The sequence below is a fragment of the Canibacter zhuwentaonis genome (assembly GCF_018531145.1).
GTDB classification, from domain to species: domain Bacteria; phylum Actinomycetota; class Actinomycetes; order Actinomycetales; family Microbacteriaceae; genus Canibacter; species Canibacter zhuwentaonis.
In genome coordinates, this window is the sequence record NZ_JAHDSZ010000001.1 from 24,641 (window position 1) to 45,084 (window position 20,444).

The window sequence follows — 20,444 nt, forward strand, 5'->3', positions numbered from 1 at the left end:
GCGGCAGGCGTGCTGCTGCGCGCGCCGATTGTGTTAAGTGCATTTGCGCATCTTTGCGCGCCGGTTGCTGCCGGATGCGAGTGCCAGCGCATCCGCTAAGCCTTCGCGCTCATCACCCGCGGGCGAGTGGTATTATTCTTGGGAAGAGAATTAACACCTGCGCTATTTTTTTACTATTTTGGCGTTGGTTTGTGCTGGTGAGTGGGGCAATTAATGGGTGAAAACGTGTTACAAAATACAACAACTAAATTAAGCGGTCAAGACAACCTAACAATCTGGATGCTCCTGATATCAGGATTCGTTGTGATCCTTAACGAAACTGTTATGAGCGTCGCGCTGCCCGTGCTCATGCGAGAAATGCACGTTGATGCCTCAACCGGGCAGTGGCTCACAACCGCGTTTTTGCTCACAATGAGCGTTGTAATCCCGATAACGGGCACGCTGATACGGCGATTTGCAACCAGGTTCCTGTACTTCGTCGCGATGGCGGCGTTCATGTTTGGCACGATTCTGTGCGCGGCCGCGCCCGTGTTTGAAGTGCTGCTCGCGGGCCGGATTGTGCAGGCGACCGGCACAGCAATCACAATGCCACTGCTTATAACAACAACAATCTCGGTGGTGCCGGCGGCGATCCGCGGCAGAATTATGGGGCGGATCTCGATCGTAATCTCGGTTGCCCCCGCAATCGGCCCGACAGCATCCGGGTTTATTCTGCAGTATTTCACCTGGCGCTGGCTATTCCTGTTTATGCTCCCGATTGTGCTGGTTGCCGTTATTGTGTCTTTTTATATGCTGTGCAATGTCGGTGAAAATACCCGGGTGAAAATTGATTTAATCTCCGTGGGGTTTTCTGCGATCGGCTTTGGGAGCGTGGTTTACGGGTTAAATTCTTTCGGAAGTCACGCAGCAACAGCGGGTGTTAGTGCCCTGCCAGCGGTGGTGCTGGTGACGGGATTCGCCGCCCTGGCGGTTTTTATTTGGCGTCAGTTGCGCCTGCAAAAAACGGATTCCGCACTGCTTGATTTGCGGGTTTTTAGGTATCGCACATATTCTGTTTCGGTGATAATCATCAGTATCAGCATGATGGCGATGTTCGGTATAATTGTGCTGCTGCCAATTTTTGCGCAAAACGTGCTAGAAATGCAGACACTCGAGATCGGGTTGCTGTTGCTGCCCGGCGGGCTGATTATGGGTCTGGTGGCAAACCCGGTTGGGCGGGCTGTTGATAAATATGGCGCACGGTTGGTGATGTTCCCCGGTGTGCTGATGACTTCTGTGGCGATGTGGGGTTTTGCGCTGTTGACGCAAAACAGCCCGGCATGGTATTTGCTGCTGTGCCATATTGTTTTGAGTGTGGGTCTCGCGCTCACCTTCACGCCGATTTTCTCCAGCTCGATGGGTATTTTGCCAAAGTATCTAATCTCGCACGGCAGCGCGATACTCTCGACAATGCAGCAGGTTGCAGGAGCGGCGGGAACCGCTCTGCTGGTCGCAATTTTTGCGGCGGTGGCTGGCGGATCCGCCAGCGCACAAACAAACCCAGAGCAGGTTGCCGCGGGCGCTTCCGCCGCCTTTATCGTTGGCGCGTGCATTGTGACGCTGGTTATTGTCGCGTGGTTTTATCTGCCGAAGCGGGAGGCTGCGGTTGCAGGCTAAAAGCGCGGTTCTTGGCAGATTAGAAACGATATGGCAAGCTAAAATGCGGAGTTTTGCAGGCGCTCTGCGGGCGCAGTTCAAACGGTATTTTTCCGGTGCGGGAGACTGCCGCCACAAATTAAAAGCGCAGTTCTTTTGTGGCGGCGAGCACTGCGGTTGTGAAGCTGCTCAGGTTTTTGTTGAGCGGGGCATTTTGCAGCGTGCGCGGGTTTGTTAGCAGCTCTATGTGCCGGGTGAAGCTCGGATCTTCAAGCGACACCAGCCGCACCCCGGCCGGTTTCTGTTTGGAAACAGCGAGCTGTGGCACAATCGCGATTGCAAGCCCGGCAGACACCAGCCCCAGCGCAACCGCGTAGTCGTCGGTTTGTACTTTTATATTTTGTGGTTTTCCGGCATCGCTGTAAAATCGCATAATTTTTTCATCGACGGGGTCGTCGGGGGTTGTGCCGCTGATCCATGACTCATCTGCGCACTCGAGCAGCTGCTTATTACTGAGCCGCGTGAGTTTAGCGAAGCGGTGCGTGAGCGGCACAGCGAGCAGCAGCGGATCCGCTAGTAAAGCGGTTGTGAGACTGTTTGCTGTTGCGTGTTGCCGCGCTGCTGTTGTGTGTGGTTTCGTTTTAGTGGGGTGCGGCCGCGCTTTCGCGGTGTAGCTGAGTGCGATATCGAGCAGCCCCGCCTGCATAATCTGCGAGATCGTGCCAACCTCGGCGAGAGTTGTCTGCATTTTAATATCGGTGCTTTTGAGTCGCCGAGCAATGCGTGGCAGCAGCACAGCTGCGGCGGTTGGGAAAGCTCCTATGCGTATTATGTTGTCGCTTTTCGCGGTTTTGCGTTCTTGTGCGCTGCTGATGGTGTGCGCCGCGTTTTCCAGGGTTGCTGAGATGTCTGGCAGCATTGCAAGAGCTGCCCGCGTGAGCGTGCTGCCGTGTCTGGCTCGGGAAATAAGCGGCGCACCCACCGCCTGCTCAAGCTTTTCAAGGTGGTAATTGACCGTGGCAACGCTGAGGTGAAGTTTTTTAGCGGCCCCTGCGATTGAACCGGTTTTGTGCACCGCAACAAGGGCGGTAAACTGGCGCAAATCTGGCAGTTGCGAGTTTTCCAAGGGCGCTCCTAAATTATATACAGTATCTATAGCTATATATAAATATAGTATCAAATCGGTTTTATCAGAGCGGCTGAAATGGTTAAATCTTTATATAATAAAAACGGGTTTATAAGGAGTCTATATGACAGGGTTTTATTCTAAGGCAGAGCCAGACTACGATCTTACAGAACAGCAACAAACGCCATACGTTGATGCGGTAGAGGCGCACATTGCGCGCTCTCCAATCTCGCTGATGGTGCCCGGGCACGGCAACGATCCGAAGCGTGGCACAACCCAGATTGCCGACCTGTTCGGCGATAAAGTTGCCGCTTTTGATCTGCCACAGCTGCTAGACGGCATCGACTTGGGTCCTAATGCGCCGATCGTGCAGGCACACGAGCTTGCCGCAAAAGCGTGGGGGGCTTATAAAACCTGGTTCTGCACCAACGGAGCTTCGCAGGCTAACAAGATGGCGGCGATTGCGATCCGCGGTCTGGGGCAAAATGTGCTGGTGCAGCGCAGTGCGCACTCGAGCTTTACCGACGGCATTATCGCGGCAGGGCTGAAACCTTCGTTCGTGTTGCCGAATGTTGACCAGCGCAACGGTGTCTCGCACGGGCTTACGCCAGAGGCGCTAGAGGCGGCATTTGCGCAGGCAACTGAGAAAATTGATTCGGTTTATGTTGTGTCACCTAGCTATTTCGGGGCGACCGCGGATGTTGCCAGACTCGCAGAAGTTGCGCACAAACACGGTGCGGCGCTGGTTGTTGACTGCGCGTGGGGCGCACATTTTGGATTCCACGAGCAGCTCCCAGAATCACCCGCCAGACTGGGCGCAGACCTGGTGATCTCGAGCACCCACAAGCTAGCCGGATCGCTCACGCAGAGCGCGATGCTGCATCTGTGCGACACCGCGTACACAGAAAAGCTGCTGCCGTTTGTTGAGCGCTCTTTTATGATGACAGCATCCACCTCGATGAGCGCAATTTTGCAGGGCTCGCTCGATGTGGCGCGTAAAACCATGGCAACAAGTCGCGCGCAGATCGGCAAATCTGTTGCGCTTGCTAACGAGCTGCGCGAGCGGATCCGCGAGAGCGAGCACTTCAGCCTGCTCTGCGACACTTTTGGCGAGTACCCCGATATTGTTGCGATTGATCCGCTGCGAATTGCGATCGACGTTTCTAAGCTCGCAAAAACCGGGCACTGGATACAGGGTAAAATGAAGGCAGACGATGCGATTTTCTTTGAAATGTCTACTGTGACCGTGATTGTCGCCGTTATCGGTGCTGGCTCGCTGCCAGATCTTGACAGAATCATGGATGCCCTAAACAGCGTGGTGCAAAAAGCTGGTTTGCGCGGCGAGAATGAGGAGCTTGAGAAATTCCCGGCATTTCCAAGCCCGGGCGAAATGGTGCTGCTGCCCAAAGACGCTTACTTTGGTGAGATTGAAACGGTTTCTGCGGCGGATGCTATCGGTCGGGTTTCTGTTGACTCGCTCGCGGCATACCCGCCGGGAATTCCAAATGTGGTGCCGGGCGAGGTTATTACCGAGCAGCTGGTTGAGTTTTTGGGCGCGGTTGCAGCCTCACCAGTCGGATACGTGCGCGGCGCTAAAGATCCGCTGGTAACCCAGTATCGCGTGCTTAAAAAATAAGATCACAAAATCAAGGGGCGCTCATCGTAATAGGTGATGCCCTTTTTTATTTTTAATTATTTTTTGAAAAGTGAAGATGCCAGGGTGGCGGTGCCGAGCACAACAACCAGGAGCACAGCCATAACAGTGGCAATCGCGATGTAGTTGTGCGGGTCGCCAACGTGGCTAAACGGGGCAAGCGTATCAATTTTATGGTTACCGTGCTCGTCGCTGGCGTATGCTGCAACACCGAAAAATGTTGTAAAAACGAGTGTTAGCAGAGCGCCAACTGTAACTTTAACGCCTGATGAAAAATGCATAGTTGCTCCTTAATGAAGTGTGCAGCGTGTTAAAAAAGTTCTAAATATATTTTGCCCTAATGCTAAACAGTAAGCAATTTGCGGCGGCATGGCATTGAGGTGGTCGCGCGGTTGCGCTGTTGGACTCCTAGCGAATTTTGAGAGTCTAGCGGATTTGTGTAATGCAGTAAGGCGCTGAGCAGCGGGGCAGCAGGAAGCCGAGCAGCGGGTCGTGCAGGCGATTGCGCGCTACTGATCAGACAGCTTTTTAATGTCTATTTCGAGCGCCACCCAGGCGAGCATAGCGCATTTAATGCGCATCACAAACTTACTAACCCCGTAAAAAGCTATTGCGTCTTCGAGCAGATCCGCATTATCAACATCACTGCCGTCGCGGGTTTGCAGCATGGCGCGAAAAACATCCACCAGCTTTTGTGCGGCTGCGGGAGTTGGTTTTTGCTTGTTAATAAGCTGCGCCAAAACCGAGGCGGCCGCCATCGAGATGGAACACCCCGCGCCCCGCCACTTCAGCTCGACTATCTGATCGGTTTTTTTATCGTAGGCAATATCAAGTGTTATTTCATCACCGCAGCTCGGGTTGAGTTCGTGGTGAGAGGCGGTGATAAGCTCATCTGTGACGCAGCTAAGCTCGCTCTTGCCGTGCGGGCGTTTGCTGTGATCTAAAATAATTTCTTGATAGAGTGAATCTAATCCTGCCGTCATTACCTCTCCAAAAAGTATTTTTGAGCCTCTTTAAGCCCGGTTACAAAAGCGTCTATTTCATCCTGTGTTGTGGCGCAGCTAACACTGCACCTTACGCTCGCGGTGATTCCGAGTGCCCGGTGCAGGGGTTGTGCGCAGTGATGCCCCACCCGCGCAATAACCCCGAGCGAGTCGAGCACCTGCCCAACATCGTGCGGATGCACGCCATCAAGATTAAGTGACACGAGCGCCGCGCGCGCGTTTGTGTGCTGCTCGCCAATAATTCTAAGCCCTGACACGCTACGAAGTTTATCAAGCAGGTAGGACACTAAAAATTCTTCTGTTTTAGCAATGTTGTGCATCCCCAGCTCTTGTAAATATTCGGTTGCAGCAGCGAGCGCGATAGCTTGAGAAACGGCTCCTGTGCCCGGTTCAAAGCGGTACGGGGGTGGTAAAAACTCTGTTGTTTCAGGGGTAACAAGCGTGATTGCGCTGCCGCCCGTGCGCGCCGGGGGAAGAGCATCTAGCAGTTCTGTTTTACCTAGTAAACCGCCAACACCGTTTGGGCCAAACATTTTGTGTCCGCTAAAAACAATGAAGTCAGCCCCGTTCTCGGAGGCGTTAAAAGGCAGGTGAGGCACGCTCTGGCAAGCATCGAGCACCGTAATCGCATCGGGCGAAGCGTGTTTCACCGCCTGCACAGTATCTGCCACCTCAACCGTGTGCCCGGTAACGTTAGAAACGTGCGCAAAAGCCACTATTTTAGTGCGCGCGCTAAGACGCTCGCGTAGCTCTGCAACACGCCACAGCCCGTTTTCATCAACGGGCAGGGTTACCAGCTTAGCTCCGGTGCGCGCTGCCAGCCGCTGCCAAGGAATCAGGTTGGCATGGTGTTCGCTAACCGGCACCAAAATCTCGTCATCGCGCGCAAGCACAAACCTATCAGACCCCGCAACTGCGAGCTGCGGTGCGGGCAGGCTGACCGCCAGGCTCGCCTCGCTAATCGCGGTAGCCAGGGTGTTTATTGCGTCAGTTGCGCCCCCGGTAAAAACCAGGGTGTAAAGGCTGGAAGATCCCAAAAACTTAGCTATCTGAGCGCGCGCATTCTCGTAGCGCAGACTTGCTTCTCCCGTGGCAAAACTCGTGCCCCGATGCACCGCGGCGGTGTGCGCAACCGTGAAATCGTGCTCCGCCAGTAGCGCCCGCGCCACGCGCTGCGAGGTTGCTGCGGTGTCAAGATACGAGCTGTGTTTTTCACCCCGGCTTTTAAGCTCGTCGATCTGCTTGAAATAGGGGAAATCAGCCCGTATCCGTGCGATTTTTGCGGTCTCAAAAACAGCGCCCTGAGAGTTTGTGCGGGTTGTGTTAAGCTCCGTCATAATCATTTAATTATCTCACTGTATGCGGTGAGATTGCCGGGTTTTTTTTATTTTCGCATTGAAGCGGATACTATTAAAACGTGATTTTAGAACTCGTTTATCACACAGTGCAGTTTTTTGGGATTCTGGCTTTTGCCGTGTCGGGCGCGCTGGTGGGGGTGCGTAATAACCTTGATATGCTGGGCGTTATCGTGGTTGGAGCGGCAACGGGAATCGGCGGCGGTATTCTGAAAGACCTGCTGCTGGGGATTAACCCGCCCACAAGTCTGGTGTTCTGGCCGAATGTGGTGGTTGCGGTGGCGGGTGCGCTGCTGGTGTTTTTCTTCCACCATCACATTACGCGCCGCCGCTACCTTGAAATTGTTGCTGACGCTTTTGGGCTGGGGCTGTTTTCTGCAAACACCGCGGCGTGGGCGATAACGCAGGGATATTCGCTGCTCACGGCGGTTTTTGTTGGCACTATTACCGCGATTGGCGGCGGAGTTGTGCGCGATGTGTTGGTGAACATAATTCCCGGGGTGCTAACCCGCGAGCTGTACGCGGTGTCTGCGCTGTGCGGGGCTTTTACCGCGTCGATGCTCGCGATTTTAACGGGCACAATTCTGATTTCGTCAGTTGTTGGCGGATCGGTTGCGATCACGCTGCGGTTGCTGTCGCACGCGCGCGGCTGGCATCTGCCGCACGCCCGCCAAAAATTTGTTTAGCTGTGCCGTCGGGAACCGCCGGGCGCTTGTGAGTGAGCTGCAGGCGCAGTATGCCGCCGGAGCGCGACATCGGTCAAGGTTTTGTAAGGTAGCACCCGCCATAACTCCGCACAGCACAATATCGCTGCGCGCGGTAACAACTATGGTCAGCGACCTGACAATCAGCATCGAAAACGGCAGGCGCGTAAAAAAAGTGAGCGGCAGATAGCACGTTCTGAGACTGTTAAGGGACACTTTATTCGTTTGCATTTAATTTATTTTAAAGCTAGATTGAGCCTTGACGCTGTATCGTTTGTAGAATGCTTACAATTGCAGCAACCCCGATTGGCAATTTACAGGACGCCTCGCCGCGGCTCTGCGCGGCGTTGCAGGCGGCGGATATTATTGCAGCCGAAGACACGCGCAAAACCCGGCAGCTGCTGCGGTTGTTAGAAATAACCACGGGTGCGCGGCTGGTTGCGTTGCACGATCACAACGAGCAGCGGAAGGCCGCCGAGCTGGCTGCGCTGGCGCTTGAATCTGAGGTGGTTTTGGTCAGTGATGCGGGAATGCCTACGGTTGCAGACCCCGGGTTTAGGGTTGTCGCCGCTGCGGTTGCGCATGATGTCGCGGTGACCGTGATTCCCGGGCCGAGCGCCGCGCTGGCAGCGCTCGCGATTTCTGGTATCGCCACTGACAGGTTTGCTTTTGAGGGGTTTCTGCCGCGCAAACAGGGGGCGCTGCGCAAGCGTCTTGCCGAGTTGGCGAGCGACTCGCGCACCCTCGTGTTTTTTGAGTCGCCCAAGCGAGTGCTAGCCACGATTACCGAGTTTGCGCGGGTTTTTGGAGGCGACAGGCGGGCGGCGGTGTGCCGCGAGCTGACCAAAATGCACGAGCAGGTTGTGCGCGGCCCGTTGCGGGAGCTTGCCGATAACCTGTCCGATGAGCTGCGCGGTGAGGTGGTGCTGGTTGTTGCGGGAGCGGATGCGGCGGCGGATCCTCAGACTGTGCTCGAGCAGGTGCTCGCGCGAGTTGCTGCGGGTGAGCGGCTGAAAGACGCTGCGCGCGAGGCGGCTAAAGAGTTTGGCGTGCCCGCGCGCGAGTTGTATGAGATGGGGCTGCAAGCCGAGAGAAGGTGAGCGTGCCGCGCGGCGCGCTTTTGTTGTGCCGGGTTTGGGCTTTGTGCGCGCTGCCCGCCGTACTGCCTGTGCTTGCCATCCATCGCGCCGGTTCTGTGTCGCGCGCTGCGCCGTGCCGGTCGCGGTGCGCCGCCAGCGCCGCGCGTGCGATCCGCTCGCGCAACCTGGCGCGTTTTGACGCAGAGTGTTAGACGCTCAGCTATATTAGATATTATTGACCGAGTTAGTGTATCTGTAAACTTTAGGAATCTATGAAAAAAATAATCAGTATTTCTGCGGCCGTTGCTGTTTTGGGGCTCGGTCTAACGGGCTGTTCACCGCAGGGCGATAAAGCTGACGCGCCCAAGGGTGACGAAATTTCCTGTGAGGCAAAGCCTGGAGACGTTGTTAAAAACATCAATGTTAGCGGTGAGCACGGCGGTGAAGTGAGCGTTGAAAACGTGAAAGATTTGCCCGAGGTGCAAGATATTCAAGCTAAAGTCGTTGAAAAAGGCGACGGCAGTTCTGTGGTTTCGGCTGAAAACGTGAAATACGATATGCAGCTAACCATTTTTAACGGTAAAACCGGCGCTAAAATTACTTCAGAGCCGCTTAAAGGCGCGGCACTGTTGAAAGAAAACATCGGCATCGGCTGGTTGCTGCAGTATGTTGGCTGCGCCACCGACAAGGGTCGCACGGTTGCTGTGATGCCGGTTGGGAAGATTTGGGAAGATCCTAAGCGCGTTGGTCTTGAAGGTATCGAGGCAAAAGATCCGATTGTTGTGATTACCGACGCTAAGGGCGCAACTCAGGAGCTTGGCGAAGCTGATCTGTTAAAGCAGGCTGAGGGCGCTAAAAAAGATCTGCCAGAGGGATTCCCTAAAGTTGATATTGCAGAAAACGGCCAGCCAACCGTTTCAAACCCTGACAACCTTGAAAACCCAAGCGAGTTGAAAATTGCCAATATGGTTGAGGGCAAAGGTCAAGAGGTGCAAGAGGGTGACACTGTTTACCTGCACTACACCGGAGTTATTCTGCGCGACGGTAAAGTCTTTGACTCGAGCTGGCAGCGTGGCAAGCACGCAAGCTTCACAACAAACCAGGTTATTCCTGGTTTCTCTAAAGCTCTTGTGGGGCAAAGAGTTGGTTCGCGCGTTGTTGCTCTGATTCCGCCGAGCGAGGGTTACGGCTCAGCATGGCTCACATCACAGGGTCATAAAGAAGATGACGTGATGGTTTTCGTGGTGGATATTCTAGGGGTTAGCGCCGCTAAAAAATAACCGCGCAGGGCGTGCTTCACAGCTAACGATTAGAGCGCGCCCTGCTGCACCACACGGGTTAGCAACTGTTTTAAGGAGTGCGTATGCCTGACGCCCTGCTTTACCTGCTGGGGGTTTTGACGGTCGCTGCGGGGCTGATCGTCTCCGTCGGGTTGCACGAAGTTGGGCACCTGCTGCCGGCTAAACTCTTCGGGGTTAAAGTCACGCAGTTTATGATCGGGTTTGGCAGCAGAATCTGGTCAAAGCGGATCGGCGAAACCGAGTACGGCTTCAAACTCCTGCCGCTCGGCGGGTATGTTGCGATGATCGGGATGCTGCCCCCGCACAAAAAAGGTGCGAATCCGCGCGAGTCAAGCACCGGGTTTTTTGACTCCCTGGCGCAAGAAGCACGCAAAGCCAGCGCCGAAACAGTAACAGAGACCGATAAGGGGCGCACTTTTTACAGCCTGCCGGTGTACAAAAAAATAATTATTATGCTCGGCGGTCCGCTGGTTAATTTGATGCTGGGGTGTCTGTTTTTCGCGATCCTGGTGAGCGGAATCGGGGTGCAGCAGCCGAGCACGGTGGTTGGCGAGGTGTATCAGTGCCTGAAGCCCGTAACCGCGGCTGATGCGTCATGTGCGCCGGGTGATCCGCAAGCTCCCGCCGCGGCGGCTGGCGTGCTGCCCGGCGACAGGGTGCTCGCAATAAACGGCACCGAGGTTGTGCAGTGGCAGCAGATACAGCGGGAGATCCGCGAAAATCCCGACACCGCGATTGCGCTCAAGGTGCTCAGAGCGGGGAAAGTGGTTGAGACCCGGCTAACTCCCGCGCTAACTGAGCGGCCCGTTTACGACAGCAACCTGCGTCCGGTGCGCGAGGCTGACGGCGCTTATAAAACCGAGCTGGTGGGCGTGGCGGGCTTTAGCAGCGCGTATCAGCGCGTGCGCGAGCCGCTGAGTGCCGTGCCGCAGCACGTGATTGCACAGGCGGATGCGGTTGCCCGCACAATTGTGAACCTGCCACAGCGTATGTACGACGTGTGGCAGGCGGCTTTTGGAGCGACAGAGCGCGACCCTAGCGGACCCGTTAGCGTTGTGGGAGTGGGGCGTTTGGCGGGTGAAATAGCAGCGCTTGAGAACACTCCCGTGCTTAATAAGCTGGCGGCTCTGACGGGGCTGTTAGCGAGCATCAATATTGCGCTTTTCGTGTTTAACCTGGTGCCTTTGCTGCCGCTTGACGGCGGGCACGTTGCGGGTGCGGTTTATGAGGGCGCAAAGCGGGGTATCTACAGGATGTTAGGCAAAGCGGATCCGGGGCCCGTCGATATTGCAAAGTGGATGCCGATAACCTACGCGGTTGTTTTAATTATGGGAGCTATGAGTTTATTGCTTATTTACGCGGATATTGTAAAACCGGTGTCGCTTGGCTGATTTAACCCCTCACAGAATGCTGTCTTTTGTGCGTCGCGGTGGCAGAATGAGCCAGGCGAAACAGCGCGCGCTCACAGAGCTCGCACCAAAATACCTGATTGACTGCCCGCGCGCTGAGGGCGCAACGAGCGTTGCGCCGGGCTTACAAACACCCCCTTCAGAGTGGTTTGGGCGGGTGGCTCCTGTGATCGTTGAGATCGGGTCTGGGCAGGGGCAGCAGCTGGTGCATGCGGCAGAGCGCAACCCGGGCAGTGATTTTGTCGGGGTTGAGGTTTACACCGCCGGAATTGCGCGCACTATGTTGATGGCGGATGCGCAAAGGGTGGATAATCTGCGGCTGGTTGAGGCTAACGCGCCGGAGGTTTTAACTAACCTGCTGCCACAGGGCGCTGTTAGTGAGGTGTGGATTTTTTTCCCGGATCCGTGGCACAAGGCGCGACACAACAAGCGCCGCCTGGTGGATGAGGGGTTTGTGCCGGTTTTGCAGGGTGCGCTTAAGCCCGGCGGGGTTGTGCGGCTTGCGACTGACTGGCAGGAGTATGCGGAGCAGATGCGCGAGGTGCTGGATGGCGCGGATACGTTTGCGCGTGACTTTGAGGGGGAGTGGGCGTCTAGATTTGAGGGGCGCACGCTCACCGCTTTTGAACGCAAGGGGATCGCAAAAGGGCGCAGTATCTATGATCTGTGCTACATCCTGCGGGATTAGTGGGTGGATGCTTGGCGTGCGCTTGGCGGATACTCGGTGTGCTCGTGATTCTGAGCGTGCTCTTGAGCGCGGCTCGCACAAGCTTCGCCCTGGTAGGGTAGAATAGTGAGGTTACTTTGCCCCCGTAGCTCAGTGGATAGAGCGACGGTTTCCGGTACCGTAGGTCGGAGGTTCGATTCCTCTCGGGGGCACCATTCAAAACAATCGTTTAATAGTTTTCTTTGCGGTGCGCATATCTAGAGGGCGGCAGTTTCGTTTCCTGTCCATATGAGTTGCTGGCTGTTTTTATCGTAAATATAGTCTGTGATATCACCGCTGTTTATCATCTTGATTGCCTGGTCAATAACAGACAGGGGCACGGTAAACCATTCTGAAGGGTTGTGCTGCGAACGATCATAATTGGTCTGGGTTAAGTCGAGCCTCGCGTCCGCGAATACGCGGTGAATAAGGCGTTCGAGGGCTGCGGGGCGAATGTTGCAGACAGTGTAGTCGGCGATAATTTCCACGGGTGCCATTAGAAAGGTGGGGTCGTGTTTCGCGTTTGCGATACGCTGTGCAACCGTGCCGGCGGAGAAGCCGATTTTGTACAGGTTTTTTAATCCTTTGATTTCTGGGTCTTTACTGAGTGATTTAAGCACGTAAATGTGACCGGTTGCCACGTCATTATCATCGAGTTTAGGTGTTTCTATAAGGTGGCTGGCCGGAATGATTGCTCGTCCGTTTTTTTCTCCCATGCGGATTGCCAGGGATGTTTTGTACATGTCGGATTCGGTGCCGTTTTCAAAGATAACCCGTAGACGTTGTTTACGGCGGTTTTCACCCCCTACGTGTTTATACTCAACATCGCCGATTCCAGCAACGAAGAGCATAACTCCACCGAGAATAAAAAAGCGACTCGGTTTGATGGTAGAGAGTCCTCTGAAGGGAACGATGACGGCCTCACCGGCAGCTAGTTCAGCGTGCTTGTTTTTGAAGAGGTGTTCGAAATTTTCAAAATCCTCAGCTTTCATGCGCACGGCAACATCGTCAGGGTTACGTTTAACTTTTGGCAGGGAAGAAAGATCGAATATGCCTGGGTCGTCGCTGTCTAATAAGTCAAGATCGTCCGAGTCAATCGCTTCGTTAATGTCAGTTGGAGCATCGGTCGGGGATAGCAGATCGAATTCGTCTAAGTGTGCCACCGCTTCGGCTTTGGCATCATCTGAACGAAATCCATCCAACCGGGCTCCCAGTTTTCGTTCTCTCACATCCCGTGTTTCAGAGCTTGGACCTCTGCCATAGTCGCGGTAAAATTCGCAGATTTCTATAAAGGCTTGTTCTAAACGCGCCGTTGCGGTAATTGGCTGCGGCTTTTCCTCCTCGTCTAGTAGCCCTTCAGTGTCAGCTTCGATGATTTCATCGAGCATTTTGTAGAGGTTATTGCTGCTTTCTGCGTTCATTGCTCAACCTCAGGATCCTCTTGTTTCGAGATAGCTTGTTGTTGCAGGTTTTTCTCTCGCTTTAGCTTTTGCAGCACGAGCAGCGCTTCTGCGTAGTGTCGTTCGGTAGGGTTTTCTGAACGGCGATCCGGTCGTTTACCAGCGTGGGTTTTTACCCAGAGCTTAATTTTGGGGTATAAAGCCAGCGCGTCATCGGGTGTTATTTCAATTCGAGTGGCGGCGATACTGTCTGCGATCAGTCGCAGCACATTAGGAGTTACTGATTTTGAGAGAACTTCAAAGGCGCGTTGGAAAGGGTTTACACTGTCAATGAGGTTGATGTGGATATCATCAATATTGACAAATTTTTCTCCCATGCGTACAAACCGTTTATCGCCAACTTCACGTACTTCTCCGTTCTTAATTACCGAGTCTACCACAACATGTTGACGGACTTCTTCAATCTCTGCCTCGCTTAAATCTGGGTAGCGGTTACGAATGATTTTAGGGATGAGAATTTTATTGATTGCTTCCGCATCTAGGTTACCAGCAGCGGCGCGTATAAACGTGTCATCTTGCAGGATGTTTGCTTTGAGCTCGTTAAGATCAGAGGTTTTGATTTGGCGAACACGGTCGGTTGAGGGCTCTTTGAAACCTCGAATCCGCAGCGTACCGGGCTCGTTTTCATCGTCGCCGTTGTGTTTGGTTTTAAACTCGAAGTTTTGGGCGAGCACCTGTTCCATGAGCAGGGATGCGGTGATGGCTTTGAGCATATTGTTAACCGTCACCGTCGTCTCGGCTTGTGATGCGTCAGGCTCAGCGAGCAGGTTAGTGAATTGTGCGCGGGGTTTATCTTCACAGTCGCGCGTGACCCGTCCGATGATTTGGATGATTTCGGTTAGGGATGCCCGGTATCCTACGGTGAGCGCGTGTTCAGCATAGGGCCAGTCGAAGCCCTCTTTTGCCATGCCCAAGGCAATAATTATGTCGATACCGCCACGTTCTTTTGCTGCAACGGTAGACAAATAGCTAAGTGTTCGGGCGCGAGCAGTCAGGTTAGAATCATCGACCAGGTCAGCAACCCGTAGGATCCGCCCGTTATCGTGGCGGCGCACTTCAATAATTCCTGTTGCCGGGTCGGTGCGTTCCACGTTGCCGATAACGTCGAGGATGCGATTGACTTCTTCCATTTTATCTTTTGTGGATTCGCCCGAGTTCACACTGGGAATGTGGATAATGGTTTTCTTATCCAAGTCCAAGACTTCACCGATGGCTTCGGTGTAGCGTCCCCGGTAGAAGTGGTGGCCGATGCCTAGCGTTTTGAGATAGCGATATCCGTTGAGCTGGTCGTAGTAGTTAAAGGTTACGGGAGTGAATTTGGCTTCGTCCGCGGGGGCGAGCACCGGCACGGAGTCGCCCCTGAAATACGAGCCGGTCATGGCTACGATGTGAGCATCAGAGCCGACCATAATGTTGTGTAATAAAGCCCCTAAACGGCTAGCTTCTAGATCAGCAGAAACGTGATGGAATTCATCAATTGCTAGCACGATGCCGTTGAATGCTTCGGGCGCTAATTTTTCGAACGCAAAACGCAGAGTAGCGTGTGTGCAAATTAAAATAGAATCGCGACCGTTTAGGAAGCTTACAAAGGCGTTAACTTTGGATTGCGAAGAACCGGGCGTGCACAGGTTGTTTTTATCTGGTACTTCCCAATCTGCGAAAAACCCGCTCTTTTTGAGGTTTGTGGACGCGAAGGAGGCGCCGATAGAACGCTCGGGCACCGTAACAATAACTTTTTTACGATTCTGGTTGTAGAGCTTGTCGAGCCCTATAAACATTAGGGCACGTGATTTACCAGAAGCCGGCGGAGCTTTGACCAGGAGGTATTTGTGCTTTCGCTGCTCCCACACACGCCGCTGGATCTCACGCATACCTAAGGCGTCAGTGTTTACAGAAGTGCCATTTTGAGCGTATGTCACATCGACAATATTCTTAAACTCTTCAAGTTTTGGGTTCATGTTTGTGTCTTTTCACTATAACGGGGTTTTTCACGGTTTTCACGGCTTTTAACCGGGCTTGTTCTTGCGCAATCGTTTGTTCATACAGGTTAAACAACAGGCTAAGCCGCTTTTCATCTGATTTAAACGGTTTTTGACTGTAAATTTGATCTACCGCAACATCAATAGCGGTGTGAGCCTTTTTTAAATCTACGGGCATTTTATCGGGATCATAAAGCTCAGCCAGTGTGCGCTCGCAGTGATATTCGCGCACGTCCAACACTCGAAAAGCCAAATCTGTAAGTTCCTGTTTAACACGCTCGCTGAGAGGGGGAATCGGGAAATTATTGTAGACGATGGTGTTTGAGTATCTAAAGCCGATTCCAAGCCTGCCACAGGTTCGCGCCATCCATGCCATGTGCATCCGTGACGTTAGCACGGCAAACAACCACGGCTCCGCATCGTAAATCGCAAAAGCGCTGTCGGAGATAACCGTATCAGGGCCAAGGAAGCCAATTGGAATATATTCCCGCCGTTCCGATGAAACACGGGGTACAATAATTGCGTTAGAATGCTTGTAGCGAGGTTCTGCAAACCTGTGTGAAAGTTCAGCAAGTTCTTGAGTTGAAGCTTTTTTACTATTTAGACGTGAAGTTGCAACGCGCTTAAAACGGTCTGCCAATTCTGGAATAGTTGCTGCGTCAGACTTTTCTTCGTCCTTAACCCAGAGACAATAACGCTCTTTGCCGTTGATAAACTCTTCGCTTCCAACAATGCGCTTAATAAAACGCTGAATTTGAGGTTCTATCTCTACAATGTTTCGGTATTCGTTTGCGCTAAGCAAAAGATTACCGCCATCGGTTGGTTGAGAGCCTTTTACCATAGTGGGTAATTCTGAAGATAAAGGACTTTTTCTAAAAGAAATAATAAGATTTTTACCGTTGGTAAGGTACGGGTTAATGTTAGAAACTTCTTGACGCACCCCCTCAACGAAAAGATATTTCACCGAGTTTTCTTTATTGCGTAAGCTAATTACGACTACAACAACGCCCGCGTTATACTTCGCGTTATTCGCCCACTTAAAAGAGGTGTAAGCGTAACCGATTTCAAGCCCCATTTCGAAAATCATGGGAAACATAAGACCCACGTGCTCACCCTGGGCTACCGAATTAGTGCTTACAAAAGCCAGTTGAGACTGTGTTCCTCGAATATAATCAGCGCCTTTAATAAACCACAGGGCAATGTAATCCAATTTTTTAGAGTAAGGACGGGTTTTAAAAACGGAGGTAAAGTCTGTTTTTTGTGCCGCCGATTGCATTGCGCTTCCAATATAAGGCGGGTTACCGATAAGGTAGATTTCATCAACGCCGTTATTAGGGCAGACCTCGTGCCAGTTAATTCGTGCCGCGTTACCGGTGCAAATATGTCCGGCTTCTTTTAAAGGGATTAACGGGATTGAAACCCCGAATTTCTCTTTAAACTCTCGATTCATTTGGTGCTTAGCAATCCACAATGACAAGATCGCCACTTCAGCAGCGAAATCATCAATCTCAATCCCAAAAAAGTTTTCAATACTAATTCTAGAATCAGTAAACAGGGTCGCGTAAACCGGGCTTAAATCCGTGAGACGCTCAAGAATGGAATGCTCGAGTTTGCGTAACTCCTTATAAGCAATAACCAGAAAATTTCCAGATCCGCAAGCGGGATCGAAAACTTTAAGCAACGCAATCCGATCCAATAATTTTTCAAGTTTTTTAGCGCTGTTATAGCTCGCGTTGAACTCTTTGCGCAGCCCGTCTAAAAACAAAGGTTCAATAGTTTTTAAAATATTAGAAACCGATGTGTAGTGCTGCCCCAAATCAGAACGCTTTCCCGGAGTAACGATAGTTTGAAACATTGAACCGAAAATATCAGGGTTAATCTCCTGCCAGATTAACTTTCCAAGATCAATAAGCATTTTACGAGCCTGCCCAGTGAAAACCGGAACGGTGAGTGTCTTATCTGTTGCAAACAAACGCCCGTTAACGTAAGGAAACCGTTGCAAATGTGCGGGTTTCTGGTCGGGGTTTTGAGTGTTCAGAGCCTTAAACAGGTCGCTTAAAAACTTTTGCGTGTCAGAGCCGTCTGCAAGAGTTTGTGAACCCACCGCGTTAGTAAACTGGTTGTTTTCAAAAACGCCGGTATCCTCGGCAAAATAGCAAAACAATAACCGGGTGAAAAAAACATTAAGCCCGTGGCGATGCTCAGTATCCTCGGGATTATCAAGAATACCCGGGTTTGCGCGTAGCAACTCGTCAAACAGTTTACCCATTTGCTCAGCCGCTTTAATATCAGCGTGAGCCTCTGCAACATACCGTGCTTTTTCCATCCCCGCCCAGGGCAGAAAAAACGTGAAATGTTTCGCGATATCTCGCAGTGGGATAATTAGGTTCTCGTCGGTTTTAGTATCCCAGGCGAGCATCTCCGTATAATCAGTAACAATAATAAAACGCGGAGTGTAACGTTTTACGTGGGATGCGGTGCGCAACCGCTCCATTTCTAACAAAGTGTTGGTAGCAGAGTTTTGTAATTCACGGAAATAAACAATGTTTTTTTGGGCTACTTCACATTCTGGATCCTGAGCAACATTAATAGCGCCCGAGCGTAGGCGTGTAACACTGCTTTTTGGTTTACCATACGCGAGCAGGAGATCGTAAATAAACTCACGGTCGTAGGAATCCTTATCACTAAGCGGTTTTATACGTTCTTCCACCGCTTTTAAATTCAGCTGTGCCATACTGAAACCTCCAAGTATCACCCTTATGCGTGTCGCTCATTAAAAACTTGACGCGCAACGCCCATGCGCGGCAGAATCAAAGAAATATTCCACCGTGTAGCACCTTATGCGAGGGCTGTAAAAAGTCTACCGCAAACGCAACCCAGACTAGAACAACGCTAGCTGAGAGCTCTCGAATTACATCACTCCGCCGGCAGCGCGAAGTTTCCGTCTCTTCGAGCGTGTGTAAAATCATCAAGCATTCTCAAATGCTTGAATTTCGTCGATGCCCCTAAGCGTCATGTCGTAGTCGATAATTTTTACCTTTAACAACAAGCCGGCACGAGCACTCAGTGTAGTCATCTGCCTGCTCTAGCTCACTTATTATCAGCGTTGCTGTAACAGGAGTGTTGTCTGTTTCAGAATAGTAAGTGCGGGTAAACATTGGTTCAGTCCTAACTGCTGTAAATATATTATTAGGTTTAGTCTATAGTGAAGTAGTAAAGATGCAAACGAAAATCACCTTGATAATCCCAGCGGGCATACCGGTATGCCCGCTGTCGGCAAAGCACCTCTGCGCATTGTGTGCCGAACGTTCTAGCCGCTGTGCGCCGATCCGCTCCAAATGAGCTTTGCTATAGAATAGATTCATTATGAACCCGGCACAAATATCCTCTCTGCTCAAAGAAATAATGCAGAGTATCGTTGACTCAACCCCTGATTCTGGCGAGCTAAACCTTGCTGACGCTAATTTCACCCCCGAGCGCCCTAAAAACAGGGCACACGGCGACTGGGCATCCAATATTGCGATGCAGTTTGCTAAAAAGCTTGGCACGAATCCGCGCGAGCTGGCCGGCGCAATCACAGCAGAGCTGGTCAAAAACGAGGGTATCGCAAAAGCAGAAATAGCGGGTCCCGGGTTTATCAACATAACACTTGACGCGGCCGCAGCGGGCGCGGTTGTGAGCGCGGTGCTTGCAGCTGGCGACAGTTACGGCACGAGCGAGATTCTAGCCGGGCGGCGCATTAACATGGAGTTCGTATCCGCTAACCCGACGGGACCTTTGCACCTGGGGCACACGCGCTGGGCGGCTCTGGGTGACTCCCTGGCACGGGTTCTGCGAGCCGCCGGGGCAGCGGTTGTTAGCGAGTACTACATTAACGATGCGGGCGAGCAGATGCGGAAGTTTGGCAGGTCTGTGCGCGCGGCGGCGCTCAGGCTGCCGACACCTGAAGACGGCTACCCCGGCGAGTACATAGGCGAGCTAGGCGCGGTGGTTAACACCGCGGTGCTAGATTTTGCGCAGCTCGCAGAAGCGGATCAGCTCGCGCAGGCCACTGAGATCGCCTACCAGCAGCAGCTGAGCGAGATCAAAGACTCACTAAAACGTTTTAATGTCAACTTTGACGTGTGGTTTTCTGAGCGCACCATGCACAGCAGCGAAAACGGTGAGCCGAACGCGATCGCCACGGCGCTGTCACGCCTGCGTGAGCAGGGGCACGTCTACGATGCCGACGGCGCTGTCTGGGTGCGCACAACCGATTTTGGTGACGATAAAGACCGCGTCTATCAGCGCAGCAACGGGATTTACACCTATTTTGCGGCGGATGCGGCATACTACCTCTCCAAAACAGATCGTGGCAGTGACATTAAAATCTATCTGCTGGGAGCTGACCATCACGGCTATGTGGGGCGGCTAAAAGCGATCTCGGGGGCTGCCGGAGAAGACCCGGAGAAAAACATTATTGCGCTCATCGGGCAGCTTGTGAATCTTAACGGGGCCAGGCTCTCAAAGCGCGCCGGTAATATTGTCGAGCTAAATGACCTGCTAGAGTGGCTGGGGTGCGATGCGCTGCGCTACTGGCTGGCACGTTATCCGGCAGATTCACCGCTTTCGCTCGACGGCGAAAAACTACGCAGTCGCACCAACGACAACCCCGTTTTTTACGTGCAGTACGCGCACGCGCGCACGCAGTCGGTGGCGCGCAACGCAGCAACCGTCGGGTTAACCCGCGCAGATTTTACGCCCGAGCTGTTAACCCACGAAACCGAGTCTAATCTGCTCGGCAAACTGCAGGAGTATCCGCTGGTTGTTGCTGCCGCTGCGCAGCTTTACGAGCCGCACCGAGTGGCGCGCTATCTTGAAGAGCTAACCGCGGCTTACCATCGCTGGTACGACAATTGCCGGGTGCTGCCGCAGGGTGATGAAGCGCCAAGCGCGCTGCACGCAACGCGCCTTTGCCTTAACGACGCAACCTCGCAGGTGATTCGCAACGGGTTAAATCTAATCGGCGTTAGCGCTCCGGAGCGGATGTAAT

The 20,444-nt window shown here is 52.8% G+C and carries 17 protein-coding genes and 1 tRNA gene; 11 read left to right on the forward strand and 7 right to left on the reverse strand.

From position 1 onward, the window contains the following. The first annotated feature begins 279 nt into the window (after positions 1 to 279). Positions 280 to 1,656, forward strand: a complete 1,377-nt coding sequence (locus KJY78_RS00115; RefSeq protein WP_284675963.1) for a DHA2 family efflux MFS transporter permease subunit — start codon at positions 280 to 282, stop codon at positions 1,654 to 1,656. Positions 1,657 to 1,774: 118 nt separating this feature from the next. On the opposite strand, the gene KJY78_RS00120 is transcribed toward KJY78_RS00115, so the two are convergent. Continuing rightward, positions 1,775 to 2,761, reverse strand: coding sequence for a LysR family transcriptional regulator (locus tag KJY78_RS00120; RefSeq protein WP_214336243.1), 987 nt, complete (start codon positions 2,759 to 2,761; stop codon positions 1,775 to 1,777). Between the two features lie 124 nt (positions 2,762 to 2,885). On the opposite strand from KJY78_RS00120, the gene KJY78_RS00125 reads away from it, so the two are divergent. After that, positions 2,886 to 4,397, forward strand: a complete 1,512-nt coding sequence (locus KJY78_RS00125; protein ID WP_214336245.1) for an aminotransferase class I/II-fold pyridoxal phosphate-dependent enzyme — start codon at positions 2,886 to 2,888, stop codon at positions 4,395 to 4,397. Positions 4,398 to 4,453: 56 nt separating this feature from the next. Here the strand turns inward: KJY78_RS00125 and KJY78_RS00130 are convergent, their stop codons facing one another. The 3 genes from KJY78_RS00130 to KJY78_RS00140 all read right to left on the reverse strand — a co-directional run bounded on the left by KJY78_RS00130 (position 4,454) and on the right by KJY78_RS00140 (position 6,756). After that, positions 4,454 to 4,696, reverse strand: a complete 243-nt coding sequence (locus tag KJY78_RS00130) for a hypothetical protein (RefSeq protein WP_214336247.1) — start codon at positions 4,694 to 4,696, stop codon at positions 4,454 to 4,456. Between the two features lie 228 nt (positions 4,697 to 4,924). Then, the gene (gene sufU, locus KJY78_RS00135; protein ID WP_214336250.1) at positions 4,925 to 5,398 is read right to left on the reverse strand and encodes a Fe-S cluster assembly sulfur transfer protein SufU; all 474 of its coding nucleotides are present in this window, start codon (positions 5,396 to 5,398) and stop codon (positions 4,925 to 4,927) included. Beyond that, positions 5,398 to 6,756 carry an aminotransferase class V-fold PLP-dependent enzyme gene (locus tag KJY78_RS00140; RefSeq protein WP_214336251.1) on the reverse strand — a complete coding sequence of 453 codons (1,359 nt, stop codon included), beginning with the start codon at positions 6,754 to 6,756 and terminating at the stop codon, positions 5,398 to 5,400. The genes sufU and KJY78_RS00140 overlap by 1 nt, the downstream gene beginning before the upstream one ends. Positions 6,757 to 6,836: 80 nt before the next feature. On the opposite strand from KJY78_RS00140, the gene KJY78_RS06750 reads away from it, so the two are divergent. From KJY78_RS06750 to KJY78_RS00180, 8 genes are all read left to right on the forward strand, one after another. Next, positions 6,837 to 7,460 carry a trimeric intracellular cation channel family protein gene (locus tag KJY78_RS06750; RefSeq protein ID WP_214336253.1) on the forward strand — a complete coding sequence of 208 codons (624 nt, stop codon included), beginning with the start codon at positions 6,837 to 6,839 and terminating at the stop codon, positions 7,458 to 7,460. Between the two features lie 28 nt (positions 7,461 to 7,488). Continuing rightward, the gene (locus KJY78_RS00150; RefSeq protein ID WP_214336255.1) at positions 7,489 to 7,668 is read left to right on the forward strand and encodes a hypothetical protein; all 180 of its coding nucleotides are present in this window, start codon (positions 7,489 to 7,491) and stop codon (positions 7,666 to 7,668) included. A 91-nt stretch (positions 7,669 to 7,759) separates the two neighbouring features. Continuing rightward, a complete protein-coding gene (gene rsmI, locus KJY78_RS00155) occupies positions 7,760 to 8,578 on the forward strand; it encodes a 16S rRNA (cytidine(1402)-2'-O)-methyltransferase (RefSeq protein ID WP_214336258.1) in 819 nt (272 codons plus the stop codon). Continuing rightward, positions 8,575 to 8,769 carry a hypothetical protein gene (locus KJY78_RS00160; protein WP_214336260.1) on the forward strand — a complete coding sequence of 65 codons (195 nt, stop codon included), beginning with the start codon at positions 8,575 to 8,577 and terminating at the stop codon, positions 8,767 to 8,769. Before rsmI ends, KJY78_RS00160 begins: the two co-directional genes overlap by 4 nt. A 60-nt stretch (positions 8,770 to 8,829) precedes the next feature. After that, a complete protein-coding gene (locus tag KJY78_RS00165; RefSeq protein WP_214336263.1) occupies positions 8,830 to 9,837 on the forward strand; it encodes an FKBP-type peptidyl-prolyl cis-trans isomerase in 1,008 nt (335 codons plus the stop codon). 83 nt (positions 9,838 to 9,920) lie between these two features. After that, positions 9,921 to 11,249 carry a M50 family metallopeptidase gene (locus tag KJY78_RS00170; protein ID WP_214336265.1) on the forward strand — a complete coding sequence of 443 codons (1,329 nt, stop codon included), beginning with the start codon at positions 9,921 to 9,923 and terminating at the stop codon, positions 11,247 to 11,249. Next, entirely contained in the window at positions 11,242 to 11,955 is a 714-nt protein-coding gene (trmB, locus tag KJY78_RS00175) for a tRNA (guanosine(46)-N7)-methyltransferase TrmB (RefSeq protein ID WP_431732311.1), read from the forward strand. The genes KJY78_RS00170 and trmB overlap by 8 nt, the downstream gene beginning before the upstream one ends. 118 nt (positions 11,956 to 12,073) lie before the next feature. Next, a tRNA-Arg gene (locus KJY78_RS00180) sits at positions 12,074 to 12,149 on the forward strand. 42 nt (positions 12,150 to 12,191) lie between these two features. Here KJY78_RS00180 and KJY78_RS00185 read toward each other — a convergent pair. The 3 genes from KJY78_RS00185 to KJY78_RS00195 are packed head-to-tail and all read right to left on the reverse strand — an operon-like array spanning position 12,192 to position 18,146. Beyond that, positions 12,192 to 13,394 carry a GIY-YIG nuclease family protein gene (locus tag KJY78_RS00185; RefSeq protein WP_214336268.1) on the reverse strand — a complete coding sequence of 401 codons (1,203 nt, stop codon included), beginning with the start codon at positions 13,392 to 13,394 and terminating at the stop codon, positions 12,192 to 12,194. Continuing rightward, positions 13,391 to 15,391, reverse strand: coding sequence for a DEAD/DEAH box helicase (locus KJY78_RS00190; protein WP_214336271.1), 2,001 nt, complete (start codon positions 15,389 to 15,391; stop codon positions 13,391 to 13,393). Before KJY78_RS00190 ends, KJY78_RS00185 begins: the two co-directional genes overlap by 4 nt. Then, on the reverse strand, positions 15,375 to 18,146 hold the full coding sequence (locus tag KJY78_RS00195; protein ID WP_214336274.1) for a DNA methyltransferase: 2,772 nt from the start codon (positions 18,144 to 18,146) through the stop codon (positions 15,375 to 15,377). The genes KJY78_RS00190 and KJY78_RS00195 overlap by 17 nt, the downstream gene beginning before the upstream one ends. Before the next feature lie 632 nt (positions 18,147 to 18,778). On the opposite strand from KJY78_RS00195, the gene argS reads away from it, so the two are divergent. Continuing rightward, positions 18,779 to 20,443 (forward strand): arginine--tRNA ligase, encoded by a 1,665-nt coding sequence (gene argS / locus KJY78_RS00200; RefSeq protein ID WP_214336277.1) that lies wholly within the window; start codon positions 18,779 to 18,781, stop codon positions 20,441 to 20,443. The last annotated feature ends 1 nt before the right edge of the window (position 20,444 follow it).

Coding starts and splice junctions, on each gene's coding strand:
- KJY78_RS00115 (WP_284675963.1), top strand. CDS start 280: ATGCTCCTGATATCAGGATTCGTTGTGATCCTTAACGAAACTGTTATG.
- KJY78_RS00190 (WP_214336271.1), bottom strand. CDS start 15,391: ATGAACCCAAAACTTGAAGAGTTTAAGAATATTGTCGATGTGACATAC.
- argS (WP_214336277.1), top strand. CDS start 18,779: ATGAACCCGGCACAAATATCCTCTCTGCTCAAAGAAATAATGCAGAGT.
- KJY78_RS00125 (WP_214336245.1), top strand. CDS start 2,886: ATGACAGGGTTTTATTCTAAGGCAGAGCCAGACTACGATCTTACAGAA.
- KJY78_RS00170 (WP_214336265.1), top strand. CDS start 9,921: ATGCCTGACGCCCTGCTTTACCTGCTGGGGGTTTTGACGGTCGCTGCG.
- KJY78_RS00165 (WP_214336263.1), top strand. CDS start 8,830: ATGAAAAAAATAATCAGTATTTCTGCGGCCGTTGCTGTTTTGGGGCTC.
- rsmI (WP_214336258.1), top strand. CDS start 7,760: ATGCTTACAATTGCAGCAACCCCGATTGGCAATTTACAGGACGCCTCG.
- KJY78_RS00130 (WP_214336247.1), bottom strand. CDS start 4,696: ATGCATTTTTCATCAGGCGTTAAAGTTACAGTTGGCGCTCTGCTAACA.
- KJY78_RS00195 (WP_214336274.1), bottom strand. CDS start 18,146: ATGGCACAGCTGAATTTAAAAGCGGTGGAAGAACGTATAAAACCGCTT.
- KJY78_RS00185 (WP_214336268.1), bottom strand. CDS start 13,394: ATGAACGCAGAAAGCAGCAATAACCTCTACAAAATGCTCGATGAAATC.
- KJY78_RS00140 (WP_214336251.1), bottom strand. CDS start 6,756: ATGACGGAGCTTAACACAACCCGCACAAACTCTCAGGGCGCTGTTTTT.
- sufU (WP_214336250.1), bottom strand. CDS start 5,398: ATGACGGCAGGATTAGATTCACTCTATCAAGAAATTATTTTAGATCAC.